The 18,926-nt window shown below is 70.3% G+C and carries 19 protein-coding genes and 2 tRNA genes; 11 read left to right on the top strand and 10 right to left on the bottom strand.

The features are described 5' to 3' along the window. From aliA to E6O51_RS16155, 3 genes are all read left to right on the top strand, one after another. Nucleotides 1-1,653, top strand: coding sequence for a cyclohexanecarboxylate-CoA ligase (gene aliA / locus E6O51_RS16165; protein ID WP_136386040.1), 1,653 nt, complete (start codon nucleotides 1-3; stop codon nucleotides 1,651-1,653). Beyond that, nucleotides 1,650-2,423, top strand: coding sequence for an enoyl-CoA hydratase (locus E6O51_RS16160; RefSeq protein ID WP_136386039.1), 774 nt, complete (start codon nucleotides 1,650-1,652; stop codon nucleotides 2,421-2,423). Before aliA ends, E6O51_RS16160 begins: the two co-directional genes overlap by 4 nt. A 196-nt stretch (nucleotides 2,424-2,619) precedes the next feature. Then, entirely contained in the window at nucleotides 2,620-3,969 is a 1,350-nt protein-coding gene (locus E6O51_RS16155) for a DcaP family trimeric outer membrane transporter (protein WP_211091438.1), read from the top strand. 66 nt (nucleotides 3,970-4,035) lie between these two features. Here E6O51_RS16155 and rlmB read toward each other — a convergent pair whose 3' ends face one another. Next, nucleotides 4,036-4,755 carry a 23S rRNA (guanosine(2251)-2'-O)-methyltransferase RlmB gene (gene rlmB / locus E6O51_RS16150; RefSeq protein ID WP_230976820.1) on the bottom strand — a complete coding sequence of 240 codons (720 nt, stop codon included), beginning with the start codon at nucleotides 4,753-4,755 and terminating at the stop codon, nucleotides 4,036-4,038. A gap of 70 nt (nucleotides 4,756-4,825) precedes the next feature. Then, entirely contained in the window at nucleotides 4,826-7,228 is a 2,403-nt protein-coding gene (gene rnr, locus E6O51_RS16145) for a ribonuclease R (protein ID WP_136386037.1), read from the bottom strand. Nucleotides 7,229-7,266: 38 nt separating this feature from the next. Here rnr and E6O51_RS16140 point away from each other — a divergent pair. The 5 genes from E6O51_RS16140 to phnE all read left to right on the top strand — a co-directional run bounded on the left by E6O51_RS16140 (nucleotide 7,267) and on the right by phnE (nucleotide 10,612). Further along, a tRNA-Leu gene (locus E6O51_RS16140) sits at nucleotides 7,267-7,351 on the top strand. A gap of 102 nt (nucleotides 7,352-7,453) precedes the next feature. Further along, nucleotides 7,454-7,538 (top strand) — tRNA-Leu (locus E6O51_RS16135). 292 nt (nucleotides 7,539-7,830) lie between these two features. Next, a complete protein-coding gene (phnC, locus tag E6O51_RS16130; RefSeq protein WP_136386036.1) occupies nucleotides 7,831-8,697 on the top strand; it encodes a phosphonate ABC transporter ATP-binding protein in 867 nt (288 codons plus the stop codon). Between the two features lie 48 nt (nucleotides 8,698-8,745). Continuing rightward, the gene (gene phnD, locus E6O51_RS16125; RefSeq protein ID WP_211091437.1) at nucleotides 8,746-9,744 is read left to right on the top strand and encodes a phosphonate ABC transporter substrate-binding protein; all 999 of its coding nucleotides are present in this window, start codon (nucleotides 8,746-8,748) and stop codon (nucleotides 9,742-9,744) included. Between the two features lie 67 nt (nucleotides 9,745-9,811). Further along, nucleotides 9,812-10,612 (top strand): phosphonate ABC transporter, permease protein PhnE, encoded by an 801-nt coding sequence (gene phnE / locus E6O51_RS16120; protein WP_136386035.1) that lies wholly within the window; start codon nucleotides 9,812-9,814, stop codon nucleotides 10,610-10,612. A gap of 31 nt (nucleotides 10,613-10,643) precedes the next feature. On the opposite strand, the gene E6O51_RS16115 is transcribed toward phnE, so the two are convergent. From E6O51_RS16115 to phnG, 8 genes are read right to left on the bottom strand one after another with little or no spacing between them, the layout of a single operon-like run. Beyond that, nucleotides 10,644-11,789 (bottom strand): alpha-D-ribose 1-methylphosphonate 5-triphosphate diphosphatase, encoded by a 1,146-nt coding sequence (locus tag E6O51_RS16115; protein WP_136386034.1) that lies wholly within the window; start codon nucleotides 11,787-11,789, stop codon nucleotides 10,644-10,646. Further along, nucleotides 11,786-12,520, bottom strand: coding sequence for a phosphonate C-P lyase system protein PhnL (gene phnL / locus E6O51_RS16110; protein WP_136386033.1), 735 nt, complete (start codon nucleotides 12,518-12,520; stop codon nucleotides 11,786-11,788). Before phnL ends, E6O51_RS16115 begins: the two co-directional genes overlap by 4 nt. A gap of 11 nt (nucleotides 12,521-12,531) precedes the next feature. After that, nucleotides 12,532-13,341 carry a phosphonate C-P lyase system protein PhnK gene (gene phnK / locus E6O51_RS16105; protein ID WP_136386032.1) on the bottom strand — a complete coding sequence of 270 codons (810 nt, stop codon included), beginning with the start codon at nucleotides 13,339-13,341 and terminating at the stop codon, nucleotides 12,532-12,534. After that, a complete protein-coding gene (locus E6O51_RS16100; RefSeq protein ID WP_136386031.1) occupies nucleotides 13,338-13,802 on the bottom strand; it encodes a GNAT family N-acetyltransferase in 465 nt (154 codons plus the stop codon). The genes phnK and E6O51_RS16100 overlap by 4 nt, the downstream gene beginning before the upstream one ends. Then, complete coding sequence (locus E6O51_RS16095) at nucleotides 13,799-14,644, bottom strand: alpha-D-ribose 1-methylphosphonate 5-phosphate C-P-lyase PhnJ (RefSeq protein ID WP_136386030.1); 846 nt, start codon at nucleotides 14,642-14,644, stop codon at nucleotides 13,799-13,801. Before E6O51_RS16095 ends, E6O51_RS16100 begins: the two co-directional genes overlap by 4 nt. Then, nucleotides 14,641-15,732, bottom strand: coding sequence for a carbon-phosphorus lyase complex subunit PhnI (locus E6O51_RS16090; RefSeq protein WP_136386029.1), 1,092 nt, complete (start codon nucleotides 15,730-15,732; stop codon nucleotides 14,641-14,643). Before E6O51_RS16090 ends, E6O51_RS16095 begins: the two co-directional genes overlap by 4 nt. Nucleotides 15,733-15,735: 3 nt before the next feature. Further along, complete coding sequence (phnH, locus tag E6O51_RS16085; protein ID WP_136386028.1) at nucleotides 15,736-16,362, bottom strand: phosphonate C-P lyase system protein PhnH; 627 nt, start codon at nucleotides 16,360-16,362, stop codon at nucleotides 15,736-15,738. Then, entirely contained in the window at nucleotides 16,359-16,820 is a 462-nt protein-coding gene (gene phnG, locus E6O51_RS16080; protein ID WP_136386027.1) for a phosphonate C-P lyase system protein PhnG, read from the bottom strand. The genes phnH and phnG overlap by 4 nt, the downstream gene beginning before the upstream one ends. 81 nt (nucleotides 16,821-16,901) lie before the next feature. Here phnG and phnF point away from each other — a divergent pair, with 81 nt between their 5' ends. From phnF to phnN, 3 genes are read left to right on the top strand one after another with little or no spacing between them, the layout of a single operon-like run. Next, nucleotides 16,902-17,660, top strand: coding sequence for a phosphonate metabolism transcriptional regulator PhnF (gene phnF / locus E6O51_RS16075; RefSeq protein ID WP_168735301.1), 759 nt, complete (start codon nucleotides 16,902-16,904; stop codon nucleotides 17,658-17,660). After that, complete coding sequence (locus E6O51_RS16070; RefSeq protein ID WP_136386025.1) at nucleotides 17,657-18,331, top strand: DUF1045 domain-containing protein; 675 nt, start codon at nucleotides 17,657-17,659, stop codon at nucleotides 18,329-18,331. The genes phnF and E6O51_RS16070 overlap by 4 nt, the downstream gene beginning before the upstream one ends. Beyond that, complete coding sequence (phnN, locus tag E6O51_RS16065; protein WP_136386024.1) at nucleotides 18,328-18,921, top strand: phosphonate metabolism protein/1,5-bisphosphokinase (PRPP-forming) PhnN; 594 nt, start codon at nucleotides 18,328-18,330, stop codon at nucleotides 18,919-18,921. The genes E6O51_RS16070 and phnN overlap by 4 nt, the downstream gene beginning before the upstream one ends. Nucleotides 18,922-18,926: the final 5 nt, after the last annotated feature.

Here is an 18,926-nt window from a genome sequence, read left to right as displayed (position 1 = left end):
ATGAACTTCGATCCGATCCTGCTCGCCCCGCGCATGGCGCCGATGAAAGCCGCCGGCCTGTGGCGCGACCAGACCATCAACACCTTCATGGCGCGCGCCCTGGAAGACTGCCCGGACAAGCCGGCCATCGTCGCCTACCGGCAGGACGCCGAGGCGCCGGAGCGCCTGAGCTACCGGGAACTGGACCGGCGCGTCGAGCGCATCGCCCGCAACCTGGCGGCGCTGGGCGTCGGCCATGCCGACGTGGTGACCTTCCAGTTGCCCAACAGTTGGGAGTTCATCGCGCTGGCGCTGGCCTGCGCCCGCATCGGCGCGGTCGCCAACCCGGTGATGCCGATCTTCCGCCAGCATGAACTGAACTTCATGCTCAACTTCGGCGAATCCAAGGTCTTCATCGTGCCCAAGACCTTCCGCGGCTTCGATTACGAGGCCATGGCGCGCGAGATGCTGCCCGGCCTGCCCCATCTGCGGCGCATGGTCGTGCTCGGCGGCGACGGTGACGACGGCTTCGAACGCGTTCTGATGAAGGATTCCGCCGCTCCCCTGTCCGGTCCCGGCCTCGCCCCGGATGACGTGCTGCTGCTGATGTACACCTCGGGCACCACCGGCGAGCCCAAGGCGGTGATGCACACCTCCAACACGCTGTTCTCCAACCTGCACGCCTACATCGAGATCATGCAACTGGGCGCGCAGGACGTCGTGCTCGGCGCCTCGCCCATGGCCCACCTCACCGGCTACGGCTACCTGGCGATGATCCCGCTGATCCTCAATTCCACCACGGTGCTGCTCGACGTGTGGGATGCCAGACGGGCGCTGCAGATCGCACGGGCCGAATCGGTCACCTTCAGCATGGCCTCCTCCGCCTTCGTGGCGGACATGTGCCTCGCGGTCGAGAACGGCGAGCCCCCCTCGCCCACTTTCACCAAGTTCAACTGCGCGGGCGCGCCGATCCCGCCGGTGCTGATCGAGCGCGCCTGGCGCGCCATGGGCCTGCGCATCAGCTCGGCCTGGGGCATGACCGAGTGCGGCGCGGTGACCGTGACCGAGCCCGCGCGGGCACTGGAGAAATCCGGCGTCTCCGACGGCCGGCCGCTGCCGGGCATCGAGCTGAAAGTGGTGGACGCGAACGGCGCCGAACTGCCCGTGGGCGAAACCGGCGCGCTCAAGATCCGCGGCGCCTCGCTCTTCGGCGGCTATCTCAAGCGCCCCCAGCTCAACGCCACCACCGGGGACGGCTGGTTCGACACCGGCGACCTCGCCTTCATCGACGCCGAAGGCTACCTGCGCATCAACGGCCGCTCCAAGGACCTGGTCATCCGCGGCGGCGAGAACCTGCCGGTGATGGAGATCGAGAACCTGCTCTACGGCCATCCCGCGATCATGGCCTGCGCCGTCGTCGGCTACCCGGACAAGCGGCTGGGCGAGCGCGCCTGCGCCTTCGTGTCGCTCAAGCCGGGGACGCATTTCTCGCTGGAGGAGATGCGCGCCTGGTTCGAGGAACGCCAGGTCGCCAGGCAGTACTGCCCGGAGCGCCTGGAAATCGTCGATGCGCTGCCGGCCACCCCCAGCGGCAAGCTGCAGAAGTTCAAGCTCCGCGAGATCGCGCGCCAGTTCGCCGAGCTGGAGGAAATGGGGCGGGAGCGGCAGGCATGAGCATGTCCGTCCTGACCGAAACCCACGGCCGGGTCGTCCTGATCCGCCTGAACCGGCCCGAGGTGCTCAACGCCCTCGACGACGCACTGATGGACGCGCTCGGCGCCGCGCTCGACCGCTGCGAGGCGGACGAGAACGTCGCCTGCGTCGTCGTCACCGGTACGGAAAGGGCCTTTGCCGCCGGCGCCGACATCACGGCGATGAAGGCGTGGGACTACATGGACGTCTACAAGTCCAACTTCATCACGCGCAACTGGGAGCGCCTGAAGACCTTCCGCAAGCCGGTGGTCGCGGCCGTATCGGGCGTGGCCCTGGGCGGCGGCTGCGAACTGGCGATGATGTGCGACATCGTCATGGCGGCGGAAAATGCCCGCTTCGGCCTGCCCGAGGTGAAGATCGGCACCATTCCCGGCGCGGGCGGCACCCAGCGGCTGCCCCGCGCCGTGGGCAAGGCCAAGGCGATGGACCTGTGCCTGACCGGCCGCTTCATGGATGCCGCGGAAGCCGAACGCTGCGGCCTGGTGTCCCGCGTGCTGCCGGCCGACCGCCTGCTCGACGAAGCCCTGGCCACCGCCCAGGCCATCTCCGCCTATTCCCTGCCCGTGCTGATGATGCTCAAGGAGTCCATCAACCGCGCCTTCGAAGGGCCGCTGAACGAGGGCCTGCTGTTCGAGCGGCGCACCCTGCACGCCTCCTTCTCCCTGGCCGACCAGAAGGAAGGCATGGCGGCCTTCGCAGAGAAACGCAAGCCGGTCTTCCTGCACCGCTGACAGCGCGCGGCGCCAGCCGCTCTCCCCCCGTTTCGACCCTGTCCGCCGCCTGCCCCCGGCAGCGCGGCCGGGTACGGCCGTGCCCGCATTCGCCACCCACGCAAAGGAGGACGTCCACACCACGAACCACGTCATCGAGATGGAACACCGCACCAACCAGGACCTTTGACCAAAGCAACGGATGGAGACATACAAGATGACCCACACACACGAGGCCGCCCGCCGGCCCCGCATGACTGCCGCCGCACTCGCCATCGCCGCCGCGCTGGCTGCCCCCGCGGCCCATGCCGACACGCAGGACGAACTGAAGGTGCTGAAAGCGCAGATCGAAGCGCTGCAGAAAAGCCTTGCCGCCCTGGAGCAGAAACAGAACAGGATCGAGACCCAGGTCTCGCCGGCCAACGTGGTCACGGCCGGCGCCACCAAGGGCTCCTTCAAGCTGCCGGGCTCCGACACGTCCATCAAGATCGGCGGCTACGTCAAGCTCGACGCCATCCACAGCAGCCGCAGCGCCGGCGCCAACAGCCAGGCCGACCTGGTGCTGGTGCCGGGTTCCATCCCCGTGGGCAATGCCGCGGACAACGAAAAGCGCCAGACCAAGCTGCACGCCCGCCAGACCCGCCTGAACCTGGGCACCCACACGCCGACCGCGTGGGGCGATCTGACCACCTTCTTCGAGATCGACTTCTTCGGCGCCGACGGCAACGAGATCGTCAGCAACTCCAACAACGTGCGCCTGCGCCACGCGCTGGCCAGCCTGGGGCCGCTGAGCGTCGGGCAGACCTGGAGCACCTTCATGGACCCGGCCTCGCTGCCCGAGACGCTGGACTTCGGCGGACCGGTCGGCGAGGCCTTCATCCGCCAGGGACTGGTGCGCTGGACGCAGCCGTTCAGCGGCGGTTCCTGGTCGGTGGCGGCGGAAAATCCCGAGTCCTACCTGACCCGGCGCAACCTGGACGGCAGCTACGCCACCCTGGCGCCGGACGACGACCGCGTGCCCGACCTGGTCGCCAAGCTGAACCTGAACACCACGCTGGGCCGCTTCGCCATCGCCGGCATGGCGCGCAACCTGCGCGTCGATACCGCCGCCGTGGCAACTTCCGTGGAAGCGCGCGACAGCAAATGGGGCGGGGCGCTGGGTATCTACGGCGTGATTCCGAGCGTCGGCAAGGACGATTTCAGGTTCTCGCTCATCGGCGGCAACGCGCTCGGACGCTACATCGGCCAGGGCGTCTTCACGGATGCCGACGTGGATGCGGACGGCAGCATCCATCTCAACACCCAGTGGGGCACCATCCTGTCATACCGCCATTTCTGGGCCGACAACCTGCGCTCCACGCTGGCGCTGTCTGCGGCCGGGGCGGACAACCCGCGCGGGGCGGTCAACACCAACAAGGCTTCGCAGACCGCCCACCTGAACCTGCTGTGGAGTCCGGTGCCCCAGGCCACGCTGGGCGTCGAGTACATCTACGGCCGCCTGGAGAAGGAAGATGGACGGGACGGCCGCCTGAACCGCGTCCAGGCTTCCGCGCAATACGCCTTCTGATGCTGCGGGGCGCCGCCGCCGTTTCCCCAACGCGGGGGCGGCGGCGGTTTTTCGTCTGCCGCCGGCTCAGCCGCGCTGGCGGCGCGCCTCGAACAGGCAGATGCCGCTGGCCACCGACACGTTGAGGCTCTCCACGCTGCCGTACATGGGGATCTTCGCCAGTTCGTCGCAGGTCTCGCGGGTCAGGCGGCGCAGGCCGTCGCCTTCGGCGCCCAGCACCCAGGCCAGCGGGACTTTCTGGTCGATCTGGTAGAGGGATTTCTCCGCCTCGCCGGCCGCACCGATGACCCAGATGCCGGCTTCCTGCATCTCCCGCAGGGCGCGCGCGAGGTTGGTCACGGTGACGTAGGGCACGGTATCGGCGGCGCCGCTGGCGACCTTGACGGCGGTGGCGTTGAGGCCCACTGCCCGGTCCTTGGGCGCGACCACCGCGTGGGCGCCGGCGGCGTCGGCCACGCGCAGGCAGGCGCCCAGGTTGTGGGGGTCCTGCACGCCGTCGAGCACCAGGATCAGCGCGTTCTCGTCCAGGCTGTCGAGCACGTCGGCGAGCTTGAGTTCGCGGCGGCGGGCGTCGACGCGCGCCACCACGCCCTGGTGGCGGCGGGTGCCGACCATGCCGTCGAGACGGTCGCCGTCCACCTGGATCAGGCGCACGCCGGCCGTCTCGGCCAGCTTCACCGCGTCCTTCGCACGCACGTCCTGGCGCTGGGCGGAGACGTAGAGTTCGAACACGGATTCGGGATCGCGCCGCAGGCGGGCGAGCACGGCGTGGAAGCCGTAGATCAGTTTGCTGTCGGCACGGCCTTCGCCGGCCGCTGGGGCGTCCTGCCGCTCGCGCGGGGGACGCCGGGGGGGATTAGCCACGTTTTCTGCCTTTCTTGGGAGCGGCCGATGCGCGGGCGGTCTTCGCAGGCTTGGCGGACTTGGCCGCCTTGCCCCGCGCCGCCGTGCCGGCCGTCCTGGTTGTCGTATTGCCCTGCTTCGCCTTGCCGGCCTTCGCGGCGGTTGCCTTCTTCGCACCGCGCTCGGCGGCGGTCTTGCCGACGCGCTCCGTGGGCCGCTCGGGGCCTTCCACCAGGCGGAAGTCGATCTTGTTGGTCTCCAGGTCCGCGCGCATCACCTGCACCTTGACCCGGTCGGAGAGCCGGTAGCGGGTGTTGGTGCGCTCGCCGACCAGCTCGTGGCGGGCGTCGTCGAAGTGGAAGTAGTCGCTGCCCAGGTCGGAGATGTGTACCAGGCCTTCGATGAAGATGTCGTCCAGGGCCACGAAGAGGCCGAAGGGTACCACCGCCGAGATGCAGCCGGCGAATTCCTCGCCCACGCGGTCCTGCATGTAGTAGCACTTGAGCCAGGACACCACGTCGCGGGTGGCTTCGTCGGCGCGGCGCTCGGTCATGGAGCACTGCATGCCGATGGCCTCCCAGTCCCCCGGGCGGTACTGCCCGCCGGCCAGCGCGGCCTTGATGGCGCGATGCACGAGGAGGTCGGGATAGCGCCGGATGGGCGAGGTGAAGTGGGTGTAGGACTCGTAGGCGAGGCCGAAGTGGCCGACGTTCTCCGGGCTGTACACGGCCTGGCGCAGCGAACGCAGCATCACGGTCTGCAGCAGTTGCACGTCCGGACGGCCCTTGAGCTTGTCCAGCAGGCGGGCGTAGTCCCGCGCGTGGGGCTCGTCGCCGCCGGGCAGGTCGAAGCCGAACTCGGCCAGGAAGGCGCGCAGCTTCTCCAGCTTTTCTGGCGTGGGGCCTTCATGCACGCGGTACAGGGCCGGGTGCTTGCGCTTCTGCAGGAAGTCCGAGGCGCACACGTTGGCGGCCAGCATGCATTCCTCGATCAGGCGGTGGGCGTCGTTGCGCACCTCGGGGACGATCTGCGCGATCTTGCCGTTGTCGTCGAAGATCATGCGCGTCTCGGTGGTCTCGAAGTCGATCGCGCCGCGGGTGGCGCGCGCCTTGAGGAGCACGCGGAAGAGCTTGTCCAGGTTCTCCAGGTGGGGCAGCAGCCCGCCGAGTTCGGCGCGGGTTGCCTCGTCGCCGTCGTAGAGCGCCGCGGCCACCTTGGTGTACGTGAGCCGGGCGTGGGAGTACATCACCGCCGGGTAGAAGCGGTAGGCCTTGATCTCGCCACGCATGGAGATGCTCATGTCGGCGACCATGCACAGGCGCTCGACTTCCGGGTTCAGGGAACACAGGCCGTTGGAGAGCTTTTCCGGCAGCATGGGGATGACCCGGCGCGGGAAATACACCGAATTGCCCCGCTCCAGCGCGTCCTTGTCCAGCGCGCCGCCGGCGTCCACGTAATGGGAGACGTCGGCGATGGCCACCACCAGGCGGAAGCCGCGGCCCGCGCGCTCGCAATACACGGCGTCGTCGAAGTCCCTGGCGGTCTCGCCGTCTATGGTGACCAGCGGCAGATGGGTGATGTCCTCGCGCCCGAGCTTGTCCTTCTTGCGCACGGCGGCCGGCAGCTTGCGGGTTTCCGCCTTGGCCTCGGGGGAGAACTCGAAGGGCAGGTCGTGCTTGCGCAGCGCGATCTCGATCTCCATGCCCGGGTCGGCATAGTTGCCCAGCACTTCGACCACGCGGCCGATGGGCTGGGCGAACTTGGTGGGCTGCTCCACCAACTCCACGGTGACCACCTGGCCGGGCTGCGGCTTCTTGCCGCCCGGCGCGACCAGGATGTCCTGCGCCAGCCTGCGGTTCTCCGGCACCACGATGAGCACGCCGTGTTCGTTGAGCACGCGGCCGACGACGCGGGCATTGGCGCGCTCCAGCACTTCCACCAGCTTGCCTTCGGGGCGGCCGCGCCGGTCCACGCCGGCGATGCGCACGATGACGCGGTCGCCGTGCAGCACCTCGCGCATTTCCTTGGGGCCGAGGAAGATGTCCGGCCCGCCGTCGTCGCGCACCAGGAAGCCGAAGCCGTCCGGGTGGCCTTCCACGCGGCCGCGGATCAGGTCCGCCTTGTCCGGCAGCAGATAGGCGCCGCGGCGGTTGCGCATCACCTGGCCGTCGCGCTCCATGGCGCGCAGCCGGCGGTGGAAGTGCTCGAATTCGTGGGGCTGGATGTCCAGCGCGGCGGCCAGCGCGTCCAGCGTCAGGGGCACGCCCTGCTCGGCCAGCGTCTGGGTGACGTATTCGCGGCTGGGCAGCGGGTAGTCGTAGCTGGCCGATTCGCGTTCGAAGTAGGGGTCGGCGCGGCGTACGGCCGAGATCTTGGGGCCCTTCGCGGCCCCGGTTTTTCTTGTCTTGGCAGTCATTGACTTTAGTTTCTGCGTCCTTATAATGCGCGGCTCTTGCCCAGATGGCGGAATTGGTAGACGCGCTAGTTTCAGGTACTAGTGCCGCGAGGCGTGGAGGTTCGAGTCCTCTTCTGGGCACCAGTTTCAAGGAAGAGCCGGTCGAAAGACCGGCTTTTTCCGTTTACCGCCGTCCGCCGGGAGGGGTTTGACAAGCGGTCGGGCGGCGCTATAATCGCGCCTCTTGCCCAGATGGCGGAATTGGTAGACGCGCTAGTTTCAGGTACTAGTACCGCGAGGTGTGGAGGTTCGAGTCCTCTTCTGGGCACCAGATCGAATTGCAGAGACATCTGCTGGAGTTTATAGGTTGTTGAACAAGCCCGCGAAAGCGGGCTTTTTCGTTTCTGCGGATGCCCCGGGGCGGCGTCCGGATTCGGCCCAGGACGGAAAATCTTCCGTCTGCCGGCGAAGAACGCGGCGCAGTGTATCACGGGCGCGCCGGACTGCCCGCCATCCCCGGCCGGCGGACGGCAGGTCACGGTTCCGTCACAAACGCTTCATGGCCTCGTCACCTCTTCCCCGGATGATTCCGTCGATCTGTTGCCGGCCAAGGATCGACGACCATGCCCGAGACCCCCACCGTCATTGAAGTGCGCGCGCTGCACAAGCATTTCGGCGCGCAGGCTGCGTTGCGCGACGTGTCGCTCACGGTACGCCAGGGCGAGATGGTGGCGCTGCTGGGCGCCTCGGGCTCGGGCAAATCCACGCTGCTGCGGCACCTGAGCGGGCTGCACCATGCCGACGCGGGCAGCCCTTCCCGCGTGGACGTGCTGGGGCGCAACGTGCAGGCGGGCGGGCGGCTGTCGCCGCGGGTCCGGGCGCTGCGCGCCGAGGTGGCGACCATCTTCCAGCAGTTCAACCTGGTGGACCGGCTGCCGGTGATGACCAACGTGCTGGCCGGCGCGCTGCCGCGCCAGCCCCTGTGGCGCACGCTGTTCAAGCGCTTTCCGTGCTGCGAGGTGCAGCGCGCCTACGAGGCGCTCAGCCGCGTGGGCATCGAGTGCTGCGCCTGGCAGCGCGCCTCCACGCTCTCGGGTGGCCAGCAGCAGCGGGCGGCGATCTCCCGCGCGCTGGTGCAGGGCGCCAAGGTGATCCTGGCCGACGAGCCCATCGCCTCCCTGGACCCGGAATCCAGCCGCCGCGTGATGTCCCTGCTGGCCGACGTGAACCGCGAGCTGGGCGTGACGGTGCTGGTATCGCTGCACCAGGTGGACTACGCCTTCGCCTTCTGTCCGCGCACCGTGGCGCTGCGGGCCGGCGAGATCGTCTACGACGGCCCCACGCGGGAACTCGACGCCGAGCGCCTGCGCACGCTGTACGGCTCCCAGACCGACGAGCTGTTCGCCCCCGGCGGCCAGCCGGCCGACGACGGCCGCGCCGGCGCCACGCTGCGCGCCCTGTCCCCCCTTGCCGTGGGACAGGCGGCCTGAGCCGCCACGCCCGCCGTTTCCCCGCTCTCAACCAAAGGAGCTTCACCCATGAAGATCGACTTGCCCCGCCGCAACGCCATCGCGCGCATGCTCGCGGTCACCGCCGCTGCCTTCTCCATCGCCCTGCCCGCCCAGGCCCAGCAGGCCGGCGAGATCAACTTCGGGATCATCTCCACCGAATCGTCCAACAACCTCAAGACCGCCTGGCAGCCGCTGCTCGACGACATGCAGAAGGCCATCGGCCTGAAGGTCAACGCCTTCTTCGCCCCCGACTACGCGGGCGTGATCGAGGCCATGCGCTTCAACAAGGTGCAGATCGCCTGGTACGGCAACAAGTCGGCGATGGAAGCGGTGGATCGCGCCCAGGGCGAGGTGTTCGCCAAGGTGGTGAACAAGGACGGCTCGCAGGGCTACTGGAGCCTGATGCTGGTGCACAAGGACAGCCCGCTGAAGTCGCTGGACGACGTGCTGGCCAAGCGCAAGGAGCTGACCCTCTCCATGGGCGACCCCAACTCCACCAGCGGCACGCTGGTGCCCTGCTTCTACGCCTTCGCCGCCAACAAGGTGGACCCCACGCGCGAGTTCAAGCGCATGGCGCGCTCCAACCACGAGAGCAACATCATGGCGGTGGCCAACCGCCAGGTGGACGCCGCCACGGTGGCCAGCGACGTGGTCGACCGCATGAAGGTCAAGGTCCCCGAGAAGGCCGCCGAACTGCGCGAGGTGTGGCGCTCGCCGCTGATCGCCAGCGATCCGCTGGTGTGGCGCCAGGATCTCGACGCCGGCATCAAGCGCAAGGTGCGCGACTTCCTGCTCGGCTACGGCAAGGACGAGCGTGAAAAAGGTGTGCTGAACGCGCTCACCTGGTCGGCCTTCGTGGCGTCGGACAACTCCCAGCTCGTGCCCATCCGCCAGCTCGAACTGGCCAAGGACCGCGCCAAGGTGGAGGCGGACACTGCCCTGTCGGCGGACGAGAAGGCGAAGAAGCTCGCCGACATCGACCAGCGCCTGGCCGCCCTGGGCAAGCAGATCGCGAAGGCCGACTGAGCCGGCAAGCCGTCATTCCCGCACACGCGGGAATGGCGGCCAACAGTGGCCCATGCCCCGAACGACGATGACCGTACAGACCTTGACCACCGCCGGCCTCCCGCCGGCCCCGCGGCGCACGCCGCTGTCCACGCTGGCGATCTGGGGCGTGCTGCTGGCCCTGCTGGCGGGAAGCTGGACGGGTGCCGACATGCGCCCCCTCGACCTGCTGCGCGACGCCGGCAACATGGCCGCCTACGCCAACGGCTTCTTCCCGCCCGACTTCCACGACTGGCGCTACTACCTGGCCGAGATGGTCGTGACGCTGCAGATCGCCCTGTGGGGCACGGCGCTGGCCGTGGTGTGCTCGGTGCCGCTGGCGCTGCTGGCGGCGGGCAACATCACGCCCTGGTGGGTGCACCAGCCGGTGCGCCGCGTGCTCGACGCCTGCCGCTCCATCAACGAGATGGTGTTCGCGCTGCTCTTCGTCGTGGCCGTGGGCCTGGGGCCGTTCGCCGGCGTGCTGGCGCTGTGGGTGCACACCACCGGCGTGCTCGCCAAGCTGTTCAGCGAGGCGGTGGAGACCATAGACCCCCAGCCCGTCGAAGGCATACGCGCCACCGGCGCCCACCCGCTGGAAGAGATCGTCTACGGCGTGATCCCGCAAGTCACGCCGCTGTGGATTTCCTACGCCCTGTACCGCTTCGAGTCCAACGTGCGCTCGGCCTCGGTGGTGGGCATGGTGGGTGCGGGCGGCATCGGCATGGTGCTGTGGGACGTGATCCGCTCCTTCGAATACTCCCAGACCGCCGCCGTGCTGCTGATGCTGGTGGTCAGCGTATCCTGCATCGACCTGTGCTCGGCCTGGCTGCGCAAGCGGCTGGTGTGAGCCGGCACTTTCTTCAGCGGGGCGTGCCCCCTCACACCACGCGCCGCGCCGCCCTGTAGACCTCGCGCACCACCGGCAGCCCGCCGACCTCATGCACGCGCACGAGATCGGCGCGCAGGCCGACGGCGATCTGGCCGCGGTCCGCGAGGGCGGCGGCCTGCGCGGGGGCGAGGCTGACCACCTTCAGCGCAGCGGGCAGCGTGAAACCGGCTTCCCGCTGCAGCTTCCACGCCGCCTGCAGCAGGCTCACCGGCACGTAGTCGGACGACAGGGCGTCCAGCACGCCTTCCCGCGCCAGGTCCATGGCCGAGACGTTGCCCGAGTGCGAGCCACCGCGGATCACGTTGGGCGCGCCCGCCACCGTGGACAGGCCGTGGGCGTGGGCGTGGCGCGCCGCCGCCAGCGTGGTGGGGAACTCGCTCATGCCGACGCCCAGTTCGCGGGCCTCGTCCACGTGCTCCACGGTGGTGTCGTCGTGGGTGGCCAGGGCCACGCCGTGCTCGTGGGCGTAGGCGGTGAACCACTGGCGGTTGGGCTGGGCGTAGGCGCGCTGGCGCTCGGGGGCACGGAGCACCTCCTCGTCGAACCGGGCGTCGCTCCAGCCCTTCTTGCCGGTGTAGTAGATGCGCGCGTGCTCGATGTCGGTCCATTGGCGCTGGCCGGGGGTGTGGTCCATCAGCGAGATGAGCTTGAGGCGCCGGTGGCGGGCGAAGGGCTCGAACAGCTCGCGGGCGTTGGGCGCGGGCAGTTCGCAGCGCACATGGATGAAGTGGTCGCTGCGCAGGGCGCCGACGGCTTCCAGGCGGTCGAGCACTTCCAGCAGCGCGCTCTGGTCGCGGGAGCGGAAACCGTCGCCGTAGGGGTCGCCCACGCCGATGGAGTCGAACACCGTGGTGATGCCGGCGGCGGCGACCTCGGCGTCGTGGGCCTGCATGGCGCCCTGCATGGGAAAGAACACCTTGGGGCGCGGCATCACGTGTCGCTCCAGGTTGTCGGTGTGCACTTCCACCAGGCCGGGCAGCAGCAGGTCGCCGTCCAGGTCGTGGGCGCCGGGCACGGCGGTGGCGCCCTGGCCGATCTCGGCGATGCGGCCGTCGCGCAGCACCAGGTGGCCCGCTATCACCTCGTCGGCGAGCACCAGGCGCGCGTTGGCGAGGATGGTTTCCTTCTTGCTCATTGCAGTCCTTCCTTCGCGGTGCCGCCCACCATGCTCACGCAGCGGGTGGCGACCGCATCCCGTACTTCCTCGTCGTGGAAAATGCCGACCACCGCGGCGCCGCGCGCCTTGGCCTCGGCGATCAGTTCGATGACCACGCGGCGGTTGGCCGCGTCCAGCGAAGCGGTCGGCTCGTCCAGCAGCAGCAGCGTGGCCGGCTGGACGAAGCCGCGGGCGATGTTGACCCGCTGCTGCTCGCCGCCGGAAAACGTGGCGGGAGGCAGTTGCCACAGGCCGCCGGGCAGGTTGAGGCGGCTCAACAGGGCGCGGGCGCGGTCCCGCGCGGCCTCCCGGGCTTCGCCCTCCCCATCGGCCCCGCTCGCGTCGAGCACGCGCTCGGCCACCACGTCCAGCGCCGGCACGCGCGGCACCACGCGCAGGAACTGGCTCACGTAGGCCATTTCCCGGCGGCGCAACTGCAGCACCTGCTGGGGCGCGGCGGCGGCCAGGTCGATCTCGCTGCCGTCGGCACGGCGCAGTACGATCTCGCCGCTGTCGGCGCCGTAGCTGCCGTGCAGGCATTTCATCAGCGTGGACTTGCCCTGCCCCGAGGGGCCGACCAGGGCGACGCATTCGCCCGCATGCACGTCCAGGGAAACGTCGCGCAGCACGGGCAGCTGCAGGCCGCCGCGCAAGTGCAGGGTGAAGGTCTTGCTCAGGCGGCGCACGCGGAGCACGGGCCGGCGCGTCATGTCGTCGCTCCTCATGGCGCCACCACCGAGGACACCAGCAACTGCGTATAGGGATGCTGGGGGTCTTCCAGCACGCGGTCGGTGAGCCCCTGCTCCACGATGCGGCCCTGGCGCATCACCAGGGTGCGGTGGGCCAGCAGGCGCGCCACGCCCAGGTCGTGGGTGACCACCAGCGCCGACAGGTGCAGGCGCGCCACCAGCAGGCGGATGAGGTCCAGCAGCTTCGCCTGCACGGACACGTCCAGCCCCGTGGTGGGCTCGTCCATCAGCACCAGGCGCGGCCGCGTGACCAGGTTGCGGGCGATCTGCAGGCGCTGGCGCATGCCGCCGGAGAAGGCGCGCGGGCTGTCGTCCACGCGCATCGGGTCCAGCTCCACGCGCTCCATCCATTCGCAGGCCGTGGCGCGCAGCTCGCCGTAGTGGCGCCGGCCCAGGGCCATCAGCCGCTCGCCCACGTTGGCGCCCGCGCTCACGTTCATGCGCAGGCCTTCGGCGGCATGCTGCTCGACGAAGCCCCATTCGGTGCGGGAAAGTTCGCGCCGCTCCCGCTCCGGCAGGGCGTGCACGTCCACCCAGCGCCCGTCCGCGCGGCGATATTGCACCTGCCCCGCGGACGGCGCGATGCGCCCGGCGACGCAGTTGAGCAGCGTGCTCTTGCCCGAACCGGATTCGCCGACGATGGCGACCACCTCGCCGGGGTGCAGCACCAGACTCGCGCCGCGCACCGCCCAGTGCTCCTCGGCCGCGGACGGGAAGCGGTGGCTCAGGTCGTGGACGCGCAGCAGCGGCTCGGCTTCATCGGCTTCGAGAGGGGCGGTCATGGCCGGGCCTCCTGGCGATCGTCGAGGGGCACCACGAAGCTGATGCCGTGGCGGGTGAAGCCCAGGCTGTCGTAGAAGCCGTGGGCGCGTTCGCGCTTCACGTTGGAGGTGAGGGCGAGCTTGTAGCAGCCGCGCCCGCGGGCGACGCCCATGGCGTGGTTCATCAGCGCGCGGCCCACGCCCTGCCCCTGCGCGGCGGGATCGACGGCCACGTCCTCCACCAGCGCCTGGGGCGCGAGGGCGTGCCCCAGCAGGGGCAGGATGAAGAGCGTGAGCGTGCCCACGGCGCGGCCTTCGTGCTCGGCCAGCAGCACCTGGGCGCCGGCGCGCTGCATCTGGGCCCAGTGGCCGCGGGCGGCGGCCAGGTCGTTGGCGCCGGGGGCGTCGATGCCCGAGCTTTCGTAGAGGGCGATCACCGCGGCGAGGTCGTCCCGCGTGGCGGGGCGAATGGTGAGGGTCATGGCTGTTTCTCCTCGCGCCGCTCGCGGCAGAAGTCCGTGTCCGAGCAGGTCCACATGCGTGCGCCGCCGTCCTGCAGCACCTCGTCCAGCCAGGTGTCCGTGCTGCCGCACAGGGCGCAGGCGTGGCCCTGGGGCTCGACCTTGAAGGGATGGTCCTCGAAGTCCAGGCTCTTCACGTCGGTGTAGGGCGGCACGGCGTAGAGGCGCTTCTCGCGCCCGGCGCCGAAGAGCTGCAGCGCCGGCATGCGGTGCATCTTCGGGTTGTCGAAGCTGGGGATGGGCGACGGCGCCATCACGTAGCGGCCGTTCACCAGCACCGGGTGGTCGTAGGCGCTGTCGATGCGGCCCCAGCGCGCGATGTCCTCGTAGAGCTTCACGTTCATCACGCCGTATTCGCGCCAGGCGTGCAGCCGCGTGGCGGCGCTGCGGCGCGGTTCCAGCTTGTAAAGGGGCTCGGGCTGCGGCACCTGGTAGACGATGACCTGCTGCTCCGTGAGCGGCACCTCGGGAATGCGGTGGCGGGTCTGGATCAGCGTGGCCTCGCGGGTGCGCTCGGTGGTCCGCACGCCCGTGACGCGGGCGAAGAAGCGGCGGATGTTGACGGCGTTGGTCGTGTCGTCGCTGCCCTGGTCGATGACCTTGAGCACGTCGCCGGCACCGATGACGGCGGCCGTCACCTGGATGCCGCCCGTGCCCCAGCCGTAGGCCAAGGGCATCTCCCGCGAACCGAAGGGCACCTGGCAGCCGGGCACGGCCACGGCCTTGAGCAGGGCGCGGCGGATCATGCGCTTGGTGCGCTCGTCCAGATAGGCGAAGTTGTAGCCGGCGGTCGCGGCGTTCATTCCTCAGCCTCCCGATGGCGCTGGCGCAGCGCGCGCACCGTCTGCATCTCCGCCTCGAAGTCCACGTAGTGGGGCAGCTTCAGGTGCTGCACGAAGCCCGAGGCCTCCACGTTGTCGCCGTGGGACAGGGCGAACTCCTGCAACTGGGCGGGACTGGTGACCTCCTCGCCGAACTCGTCGGCCCGCAGTACCCGGTCGGCCAGGGACATGGCCATGGCCTTGCGCTCGCCTTCGCCGAAGACGAGGCCGTAGCCGCGGGTGAACTGGGGCGGCGCCACCGCGCTGCCGACGAACTGGTTGACCATCTGGCATTCGGTCAGCTCGATCTCGCCGATCTCCACGGCAAAACCCAGTTCGTCGGGCACGAGTTCCAGGGGCACCCTGCCGGCGCGGATCTCCCCCGCGAAGGGGTGGGTGTTGGCGTAGCCGCGCTGGGTGGAATAGGCCAGGCCCAGCACCCAGCCCTCGTCGGCGCGGGCGAGCATCTGCAGGCGCGTGGCGCGGTTCATGGGATAGGCCGGCGGCGTGCGGGTGATGTCCTCCGGCTCCGGGTCGCCCGCGCTGGGTACGGCCGGCTCCACCAGGCCTTCGGCGACCAGTTGCTGCAGCGCGGGTGCGACGCCGGTTTCGGCCTTCTCGCCGGCGACAGCGGCAACGGGTTGCGGCGCGGGCTCGCGCTCATCGGCCAGCAGGCCGAAATCCAGCAGCCGCTGGGTGTAGTCGAAGGTCGCCCCCAGCACCTGCCCGCCGGGCAGGTCCTTGAAGATGGCCGAGATGCGGCGGCCCACCTGCATGCGCTCCGTATCCACCGGCTCGCTGTAGCCGAAGCGCGGCAGCGTGGTGCGGTAGGCGCGCAGCAGGAAGGTGGCTTCGATGGCGTCGCCCCGCGCCTGCTTGAGGGCGAGGGCGGCGAGTTCGGGGTCGTAGAGCGAGCCTTCGGCCATGACGCGATCGACGGCCAGGGCCAGTTGTTCGCGGATCTGCGCCACGGCCAGCTCGCGCACGGCCGGGTCGCCGCGGCGGACCTCGTCCAGCAGGTGCAGCGAGGCGGCGATGGCGGCTTCACCGCCCTTGACGGCCACGTACATGGGTCAGCCCTCCGTCACGCGCGTGGAGCGCGGCAGGCCGGCCACGCGGTCGTCGCAGCACAGCAGCAGGTCCACGCCGCAGGGAAAGTCCGCCTGCTGCGCGATGCGGGCCTGCCAGAACGCGGAATCCAGACCGGCGGCGTCCAGCCGGTGTTCGTGCTCGATGCCGGGGCCCTGCAGGCGCAGGCCGGCGGCGTCGGACAGGCAATCCACCTGCAGCAGCAGCGTCGCGCCGGTGTGGGGTGCCTCGTCGCTGCCGGGCTTGAGCACGGTCCAGATGGAGGCATCGACCTCATCGGCGCGCGCCGCGGCGAAGTCCGCCGCGCCCGGTGCATCCACGATGCGCGTGCCGGTATGGAAGCGCAGCCATGCGGGCGCCACGCCGTCGCGCAGCGCGGGGCTCAGCCACAGGGCCGTCTCCGCGTCCAGCAGCGTGAGCAGCGTCGCGGCGAGGGCGGGCGACCAGCCCGGCGGATGGCCGAGCGCCCCGGCCACGTCCGCCGGCAGCCGCTGCAGCCGTCCAGGCCGGGCCATGGCCTCCAGCACGCAGCGGAACACGGCCTGTCCGTGATGCACCGCGTCGCCCAGACCAGCCGGGATGCGCGCGATGTCGGTGGCGACGGCGCTCATTGGGCATCCCCCCTTTGCAGCGTGTAGAAATGCACCCGGCTGCGCGCCGCACGCTCGTGCCGCTCCTTCGCCCGCGCCTCGCCGGCTTGGGCCAGGGGCGCGATCACCGCGGCCATCAGCGGCGCATGCAACGCCGGCTGCTGCAGCAGCGCATCGAGCCCGGCGACCCATTCGGCGCGCTCGGCGTCGCGCCCCAGCACGTAGCCGACGCCCACCGTCGCCCCGCCGGCCCCCGCGTGCCGCAGCGCGCAGCGCGTGACCGTGGCCTCGCCGAGATTGAAGCGGTCGCCGCCGTTGGCGATGCGGGCGCGCACCATCGTGAGGCCGGTCTCGGGCCGGCGCAGCCATTCGAAGGCGTAGTCGGCCAGCACCGGCCCGGCCACGCGCGCCAGCGCCTCCCGCGGCGCCCGCGCCAGCACCGCGAGCCAGCCGCGCCGTTGTTCCTGGGTGATTTCCATGAAAGAGGTCACACGAATGTTATCTAGATGACTCATACTGCCGCAGTCTGCTCTCTCCATGTGACGATTTGTCGACTCACCATGAATTTCACCCCGGATCACGACCTCGCCCCCCCCACCGAACGCCTCACCCCGCGCCGCTGGGAAGCCATCGCCGCCGCCCTGCGCGAGGACATCACCGCCGGCCGCTTCGCCCCCGGCGAGAAGCTGCCCAACGAGGCGCGGCTCGCCGAGCGCTTCGCGGTCAACCGCCACACGCTGCGCCAGGCCGTGCAGGCGCTGGCGCGCGAGGGCTATGTGAAGGTGGTACACGGCAGCGGCACCTATGTGCGCGAACTGGTGCTCGACTACGCGCTGCAGCGCCGCACCCGCCTGTCCGAGAACCTGGCGGAAGCCGGCGAACGGGCGCAGCGGGAGCTGCTGCGCGTGGAGCGCGCCGAAGCCGGCGAATGGGCGCGGGCGCTGAAGGTGGGGGCGAAGAGTCCGGTCGTGGTGATCCGGACCCGCGCCTCGGTGCGCGGGCGGCCGATAGGCATCAGCACCGCGGCCTACCCCTGCCCGCGGCTCGAAGGCATCGCTCAGGCCTTCGAGGCGGAGGGCTCCATCACCGCGGCGCTGAAGCGCCTGGGGGTGGAAGATTACTCCCGCGTGCGCAGCACCATCTCCGCACGCCTGCCCACGCCCGCGGAGGCCGACGCGCTGGCGCGGCCGGCGACCCAGCCGGTGCTGGTGGTGAGCTACACGAATGCGGACCCGGACGGCGTGCCGGTGGAAGCCGGCGTCACCCTGTTCGCGGCCGACGCGGTGCAGCTCACGGTGGAGCCGGAGGCCCTGTCGTGAGCACCCGCTACGCCGTCTATTTCGCGCCCGGCGACGACCATCCCCTGTGGCGGGCCGGCTGTGCATGGCTGGGCCGCGACCCCCGTGCCGGCCAGCCCGCGGGCGCCGCGCCCGCCTTCGCACGCGACCCGTGGCGCTACGGCTTCCACGCCACGCTGAAGGCGCCCATCCGCCTCGCGCCGCCCCACGGCGAGGCGGCCTTCCTGGACGCGGTGCGGGCGCTGGCGCGGGAACACCGCCGCTTCGGGATGCCGCCGCTGCAGGTGGCCGAGCTGTCCGGTTTCGTCGCCCTGCTTCCCGCCCGGCTGCTGGCTGCCGACCATCCGCTGTGGGCGCTGGCCAACGCCTGTGTACAGCAACTGGACGCCTTCCGCGCGCCGCCCACCGAGGCCGAACTCGCCAGGCGCCGCAGCCAACCGCTGGACGCCGCCCAGCGCGATCTGCTGGCGCGCTGGGGCTATGCCCACGTCCTCACGCAGTGGCGTTTCCACATGACGCTTTCCGACACGCTGGCGCAGGATTCTCAGCGCGAGGCCGTCGTCGCGCAGGCGCGCTCCCACTTCGCCGCCGCGCTGGATCGGGCGCTGCCCTGCGACGCCCTCTGCGTGTTCACCGAGCCCGCCCCCGGCGAACCCTTCGTGCTGGCCCACCGCTTCGAGCTGCAGGCATGACGACGACACCGCCACCCATCGCCCACAGCGAGCGTCTCATCGCCGTGGTCGGCCCGTCCGGTGCCGGCAAGGACAGCGTGCTCGAAGCCTGGCGCACGCTGATCGCCCGCGAACGGTCACAGGCCATGCCCCACTATGCGAAGCGCGTCATCACCCGCGCGGCCGATGCCGGCGGCGAGGCGCACGAGGCCGTGGACCCCGCCACCTTCCACCGCCTGCGGGAAGTCGGCAGCTTCGCGATCCACTGGCAGGCCCACGGGCTGCACTACGGCGTGCGCAGCGAATCGATCGCAGCCTTGCAGGAAGGCCGCTGGGTCGTCGTCAACACGTCGCGCGCCCACCTGCCGGTGCTGCGGGAAGCCGCGCCGGGCGTGCGCGTGGTGGAGATCACGGCGCCCTGCGAGGTGCTGGCGCGGCGGCTGGCGGAGCGGGCGCGGGAAGATGTCGTCGCCATGCAGCAGCGGCTGCAGCGCGCAGGGATCGGCGTGCAGGCCGATCTGGTGGTGCACAACGTGGGCGACGTGGGTGACGCGGCGCGGCAACTGCACGAATGGTGGCTGACGCTGCCGCCGCAAGGCGGCGGGCGATAGGCGCC

The sequence above is a fragment of the Pseudothauera rhizosphaerae genome (genome assembly GCF_004801305.1).
Lineage (GTDB): Bacteria > Pseudomonadota > Gammaproteobacteria > Burkholderiales > Rhodocyclaceae > Pseudothauera > Pseudothauera rhizosphaerae.
The sequence above is the reverse complement of the archived record's forward strand: the minus strand, read 5'-3'. Positions and strand labels throughout refer to the sequence as shown.

Excerpts from the sequence above, each read along its gene's own strand:
- E6O51_RS16115 (WP_136386034.1), bottom strand. The coding sequence starts at position 11,789 with ATGAGCAAGAAGGAAACCATCCTCGCCAACGCGCGCCTGGTGCTCGCC.
- E6O51_RS16095 (WP_136386030.1), bottom strand. The coding sequence starts at position 14,644 with ATGAACGCCGCGACCGCCGGCTACAACTTCGCCTATCTGGACGAGCGC.
- E6O51_RS16100 (WP_136386031.1), bottom strand. The coding sequence starts at position 13,802 with ATGACCCTCACCATTCGCCCCGCCACGCGGGACGACCTCGCCGCGGTG.
- E6O51_RS16090 (WP_136386029.1), bottom strand. The coding sequence starts at position 15,732 with ATGTACGTGGCCGTCAAGGGCGGTGAAGCCGCCATCGCCGCCTCGCTG.
- E6O51_RS16160 (WP_136386039.1), top strand. The coding sequence starts at position 1,650 with ATGAGCATGTCCGTCCTGACCGAAACCCACGGCCGGGTCGTCCTGATC.
- phnG (WP_136386027.1), bottom strand. The coding sequence starts at position 16,820 with ATGGAAATCACCCAGGAACAACGGCGCGGCTGGCTCGCGGTGCTGGCG.
- phnK (WP_136386032.1), bottom strand. The coding sequence starts at position 13,341 with ATGACCGCCCCTCTCGAAGCCGATGAAGCCGAGCCGCTGCTGCGCGTC.
- phnD (WP_211091437.1), top strand. The coding sequence starts at position 8,746 with ATGAAGATCGACTTGCCCCGCCGCAACGCCATCGCGCGCATGCTCGCG.
- rnr (WP_136386037.1), bottom strand. The coding sequence starts at position 7,228 with ATGACTGCCAAGACAAGAAAAACCGGGGCCGCGAAGGGCCCCAAGATC.
- phnN (WP_136386024.1), top strand. The coding sequence starts at position 18,328 with ATGACGACGACACCGCCACCCATCGCCCACAGCGAGCGTCTCATCGCC.
- phnE (WP_136386035.1), top strand. The coding sequence starts at position 9,812 with ATGACCGTACAGACCTTGACCACCGCCGGCCTCCCGCCGGCCCCGCGG.
- phnL (WP_136386033.1), bottom strand. The coding sequence starts at position 12,520 with ATGACGCGCCGGCCCGTGCTCCGCGTGCGCCGCCTGAGCAAGACCTTC.
- phnF (WP_168735301.1), top strand. The coding sequence starts at position 16,902 with ATGAATTTCACCCCGGATCACGACCTCGCCCCCCCCACCGAACGCCTC.
- aliA (WP_136386040.1), top strand. The coding sequence starts at position 1 with ATGAACTTCGATCCGATCCTGCTCGCCCCGCGCATGGCGCCGATGAAA.
- E6O51_RS16155 (WP_211091438.1), top strand. The coding sequence starts at position 2,620 with ATGACCCACACACACGAGGCCGCCCGCCGGCCCCGCATGACTGCCGCC.
- phnH (WP_136386028.1), bottom strand. The coding sequence starts at position 16,362 with ATGAGCGCCGTCGCCACCGACATCGCGCGCATCCCGGCTGGTCTGGGC.
- phnC (WP_136386036.1), top strand. The coding sequence starts at position 7,831 with ATGCCCGAGACCCCCACCGTCATTGAAGTGCGCGCGCTGCACAAGCAT.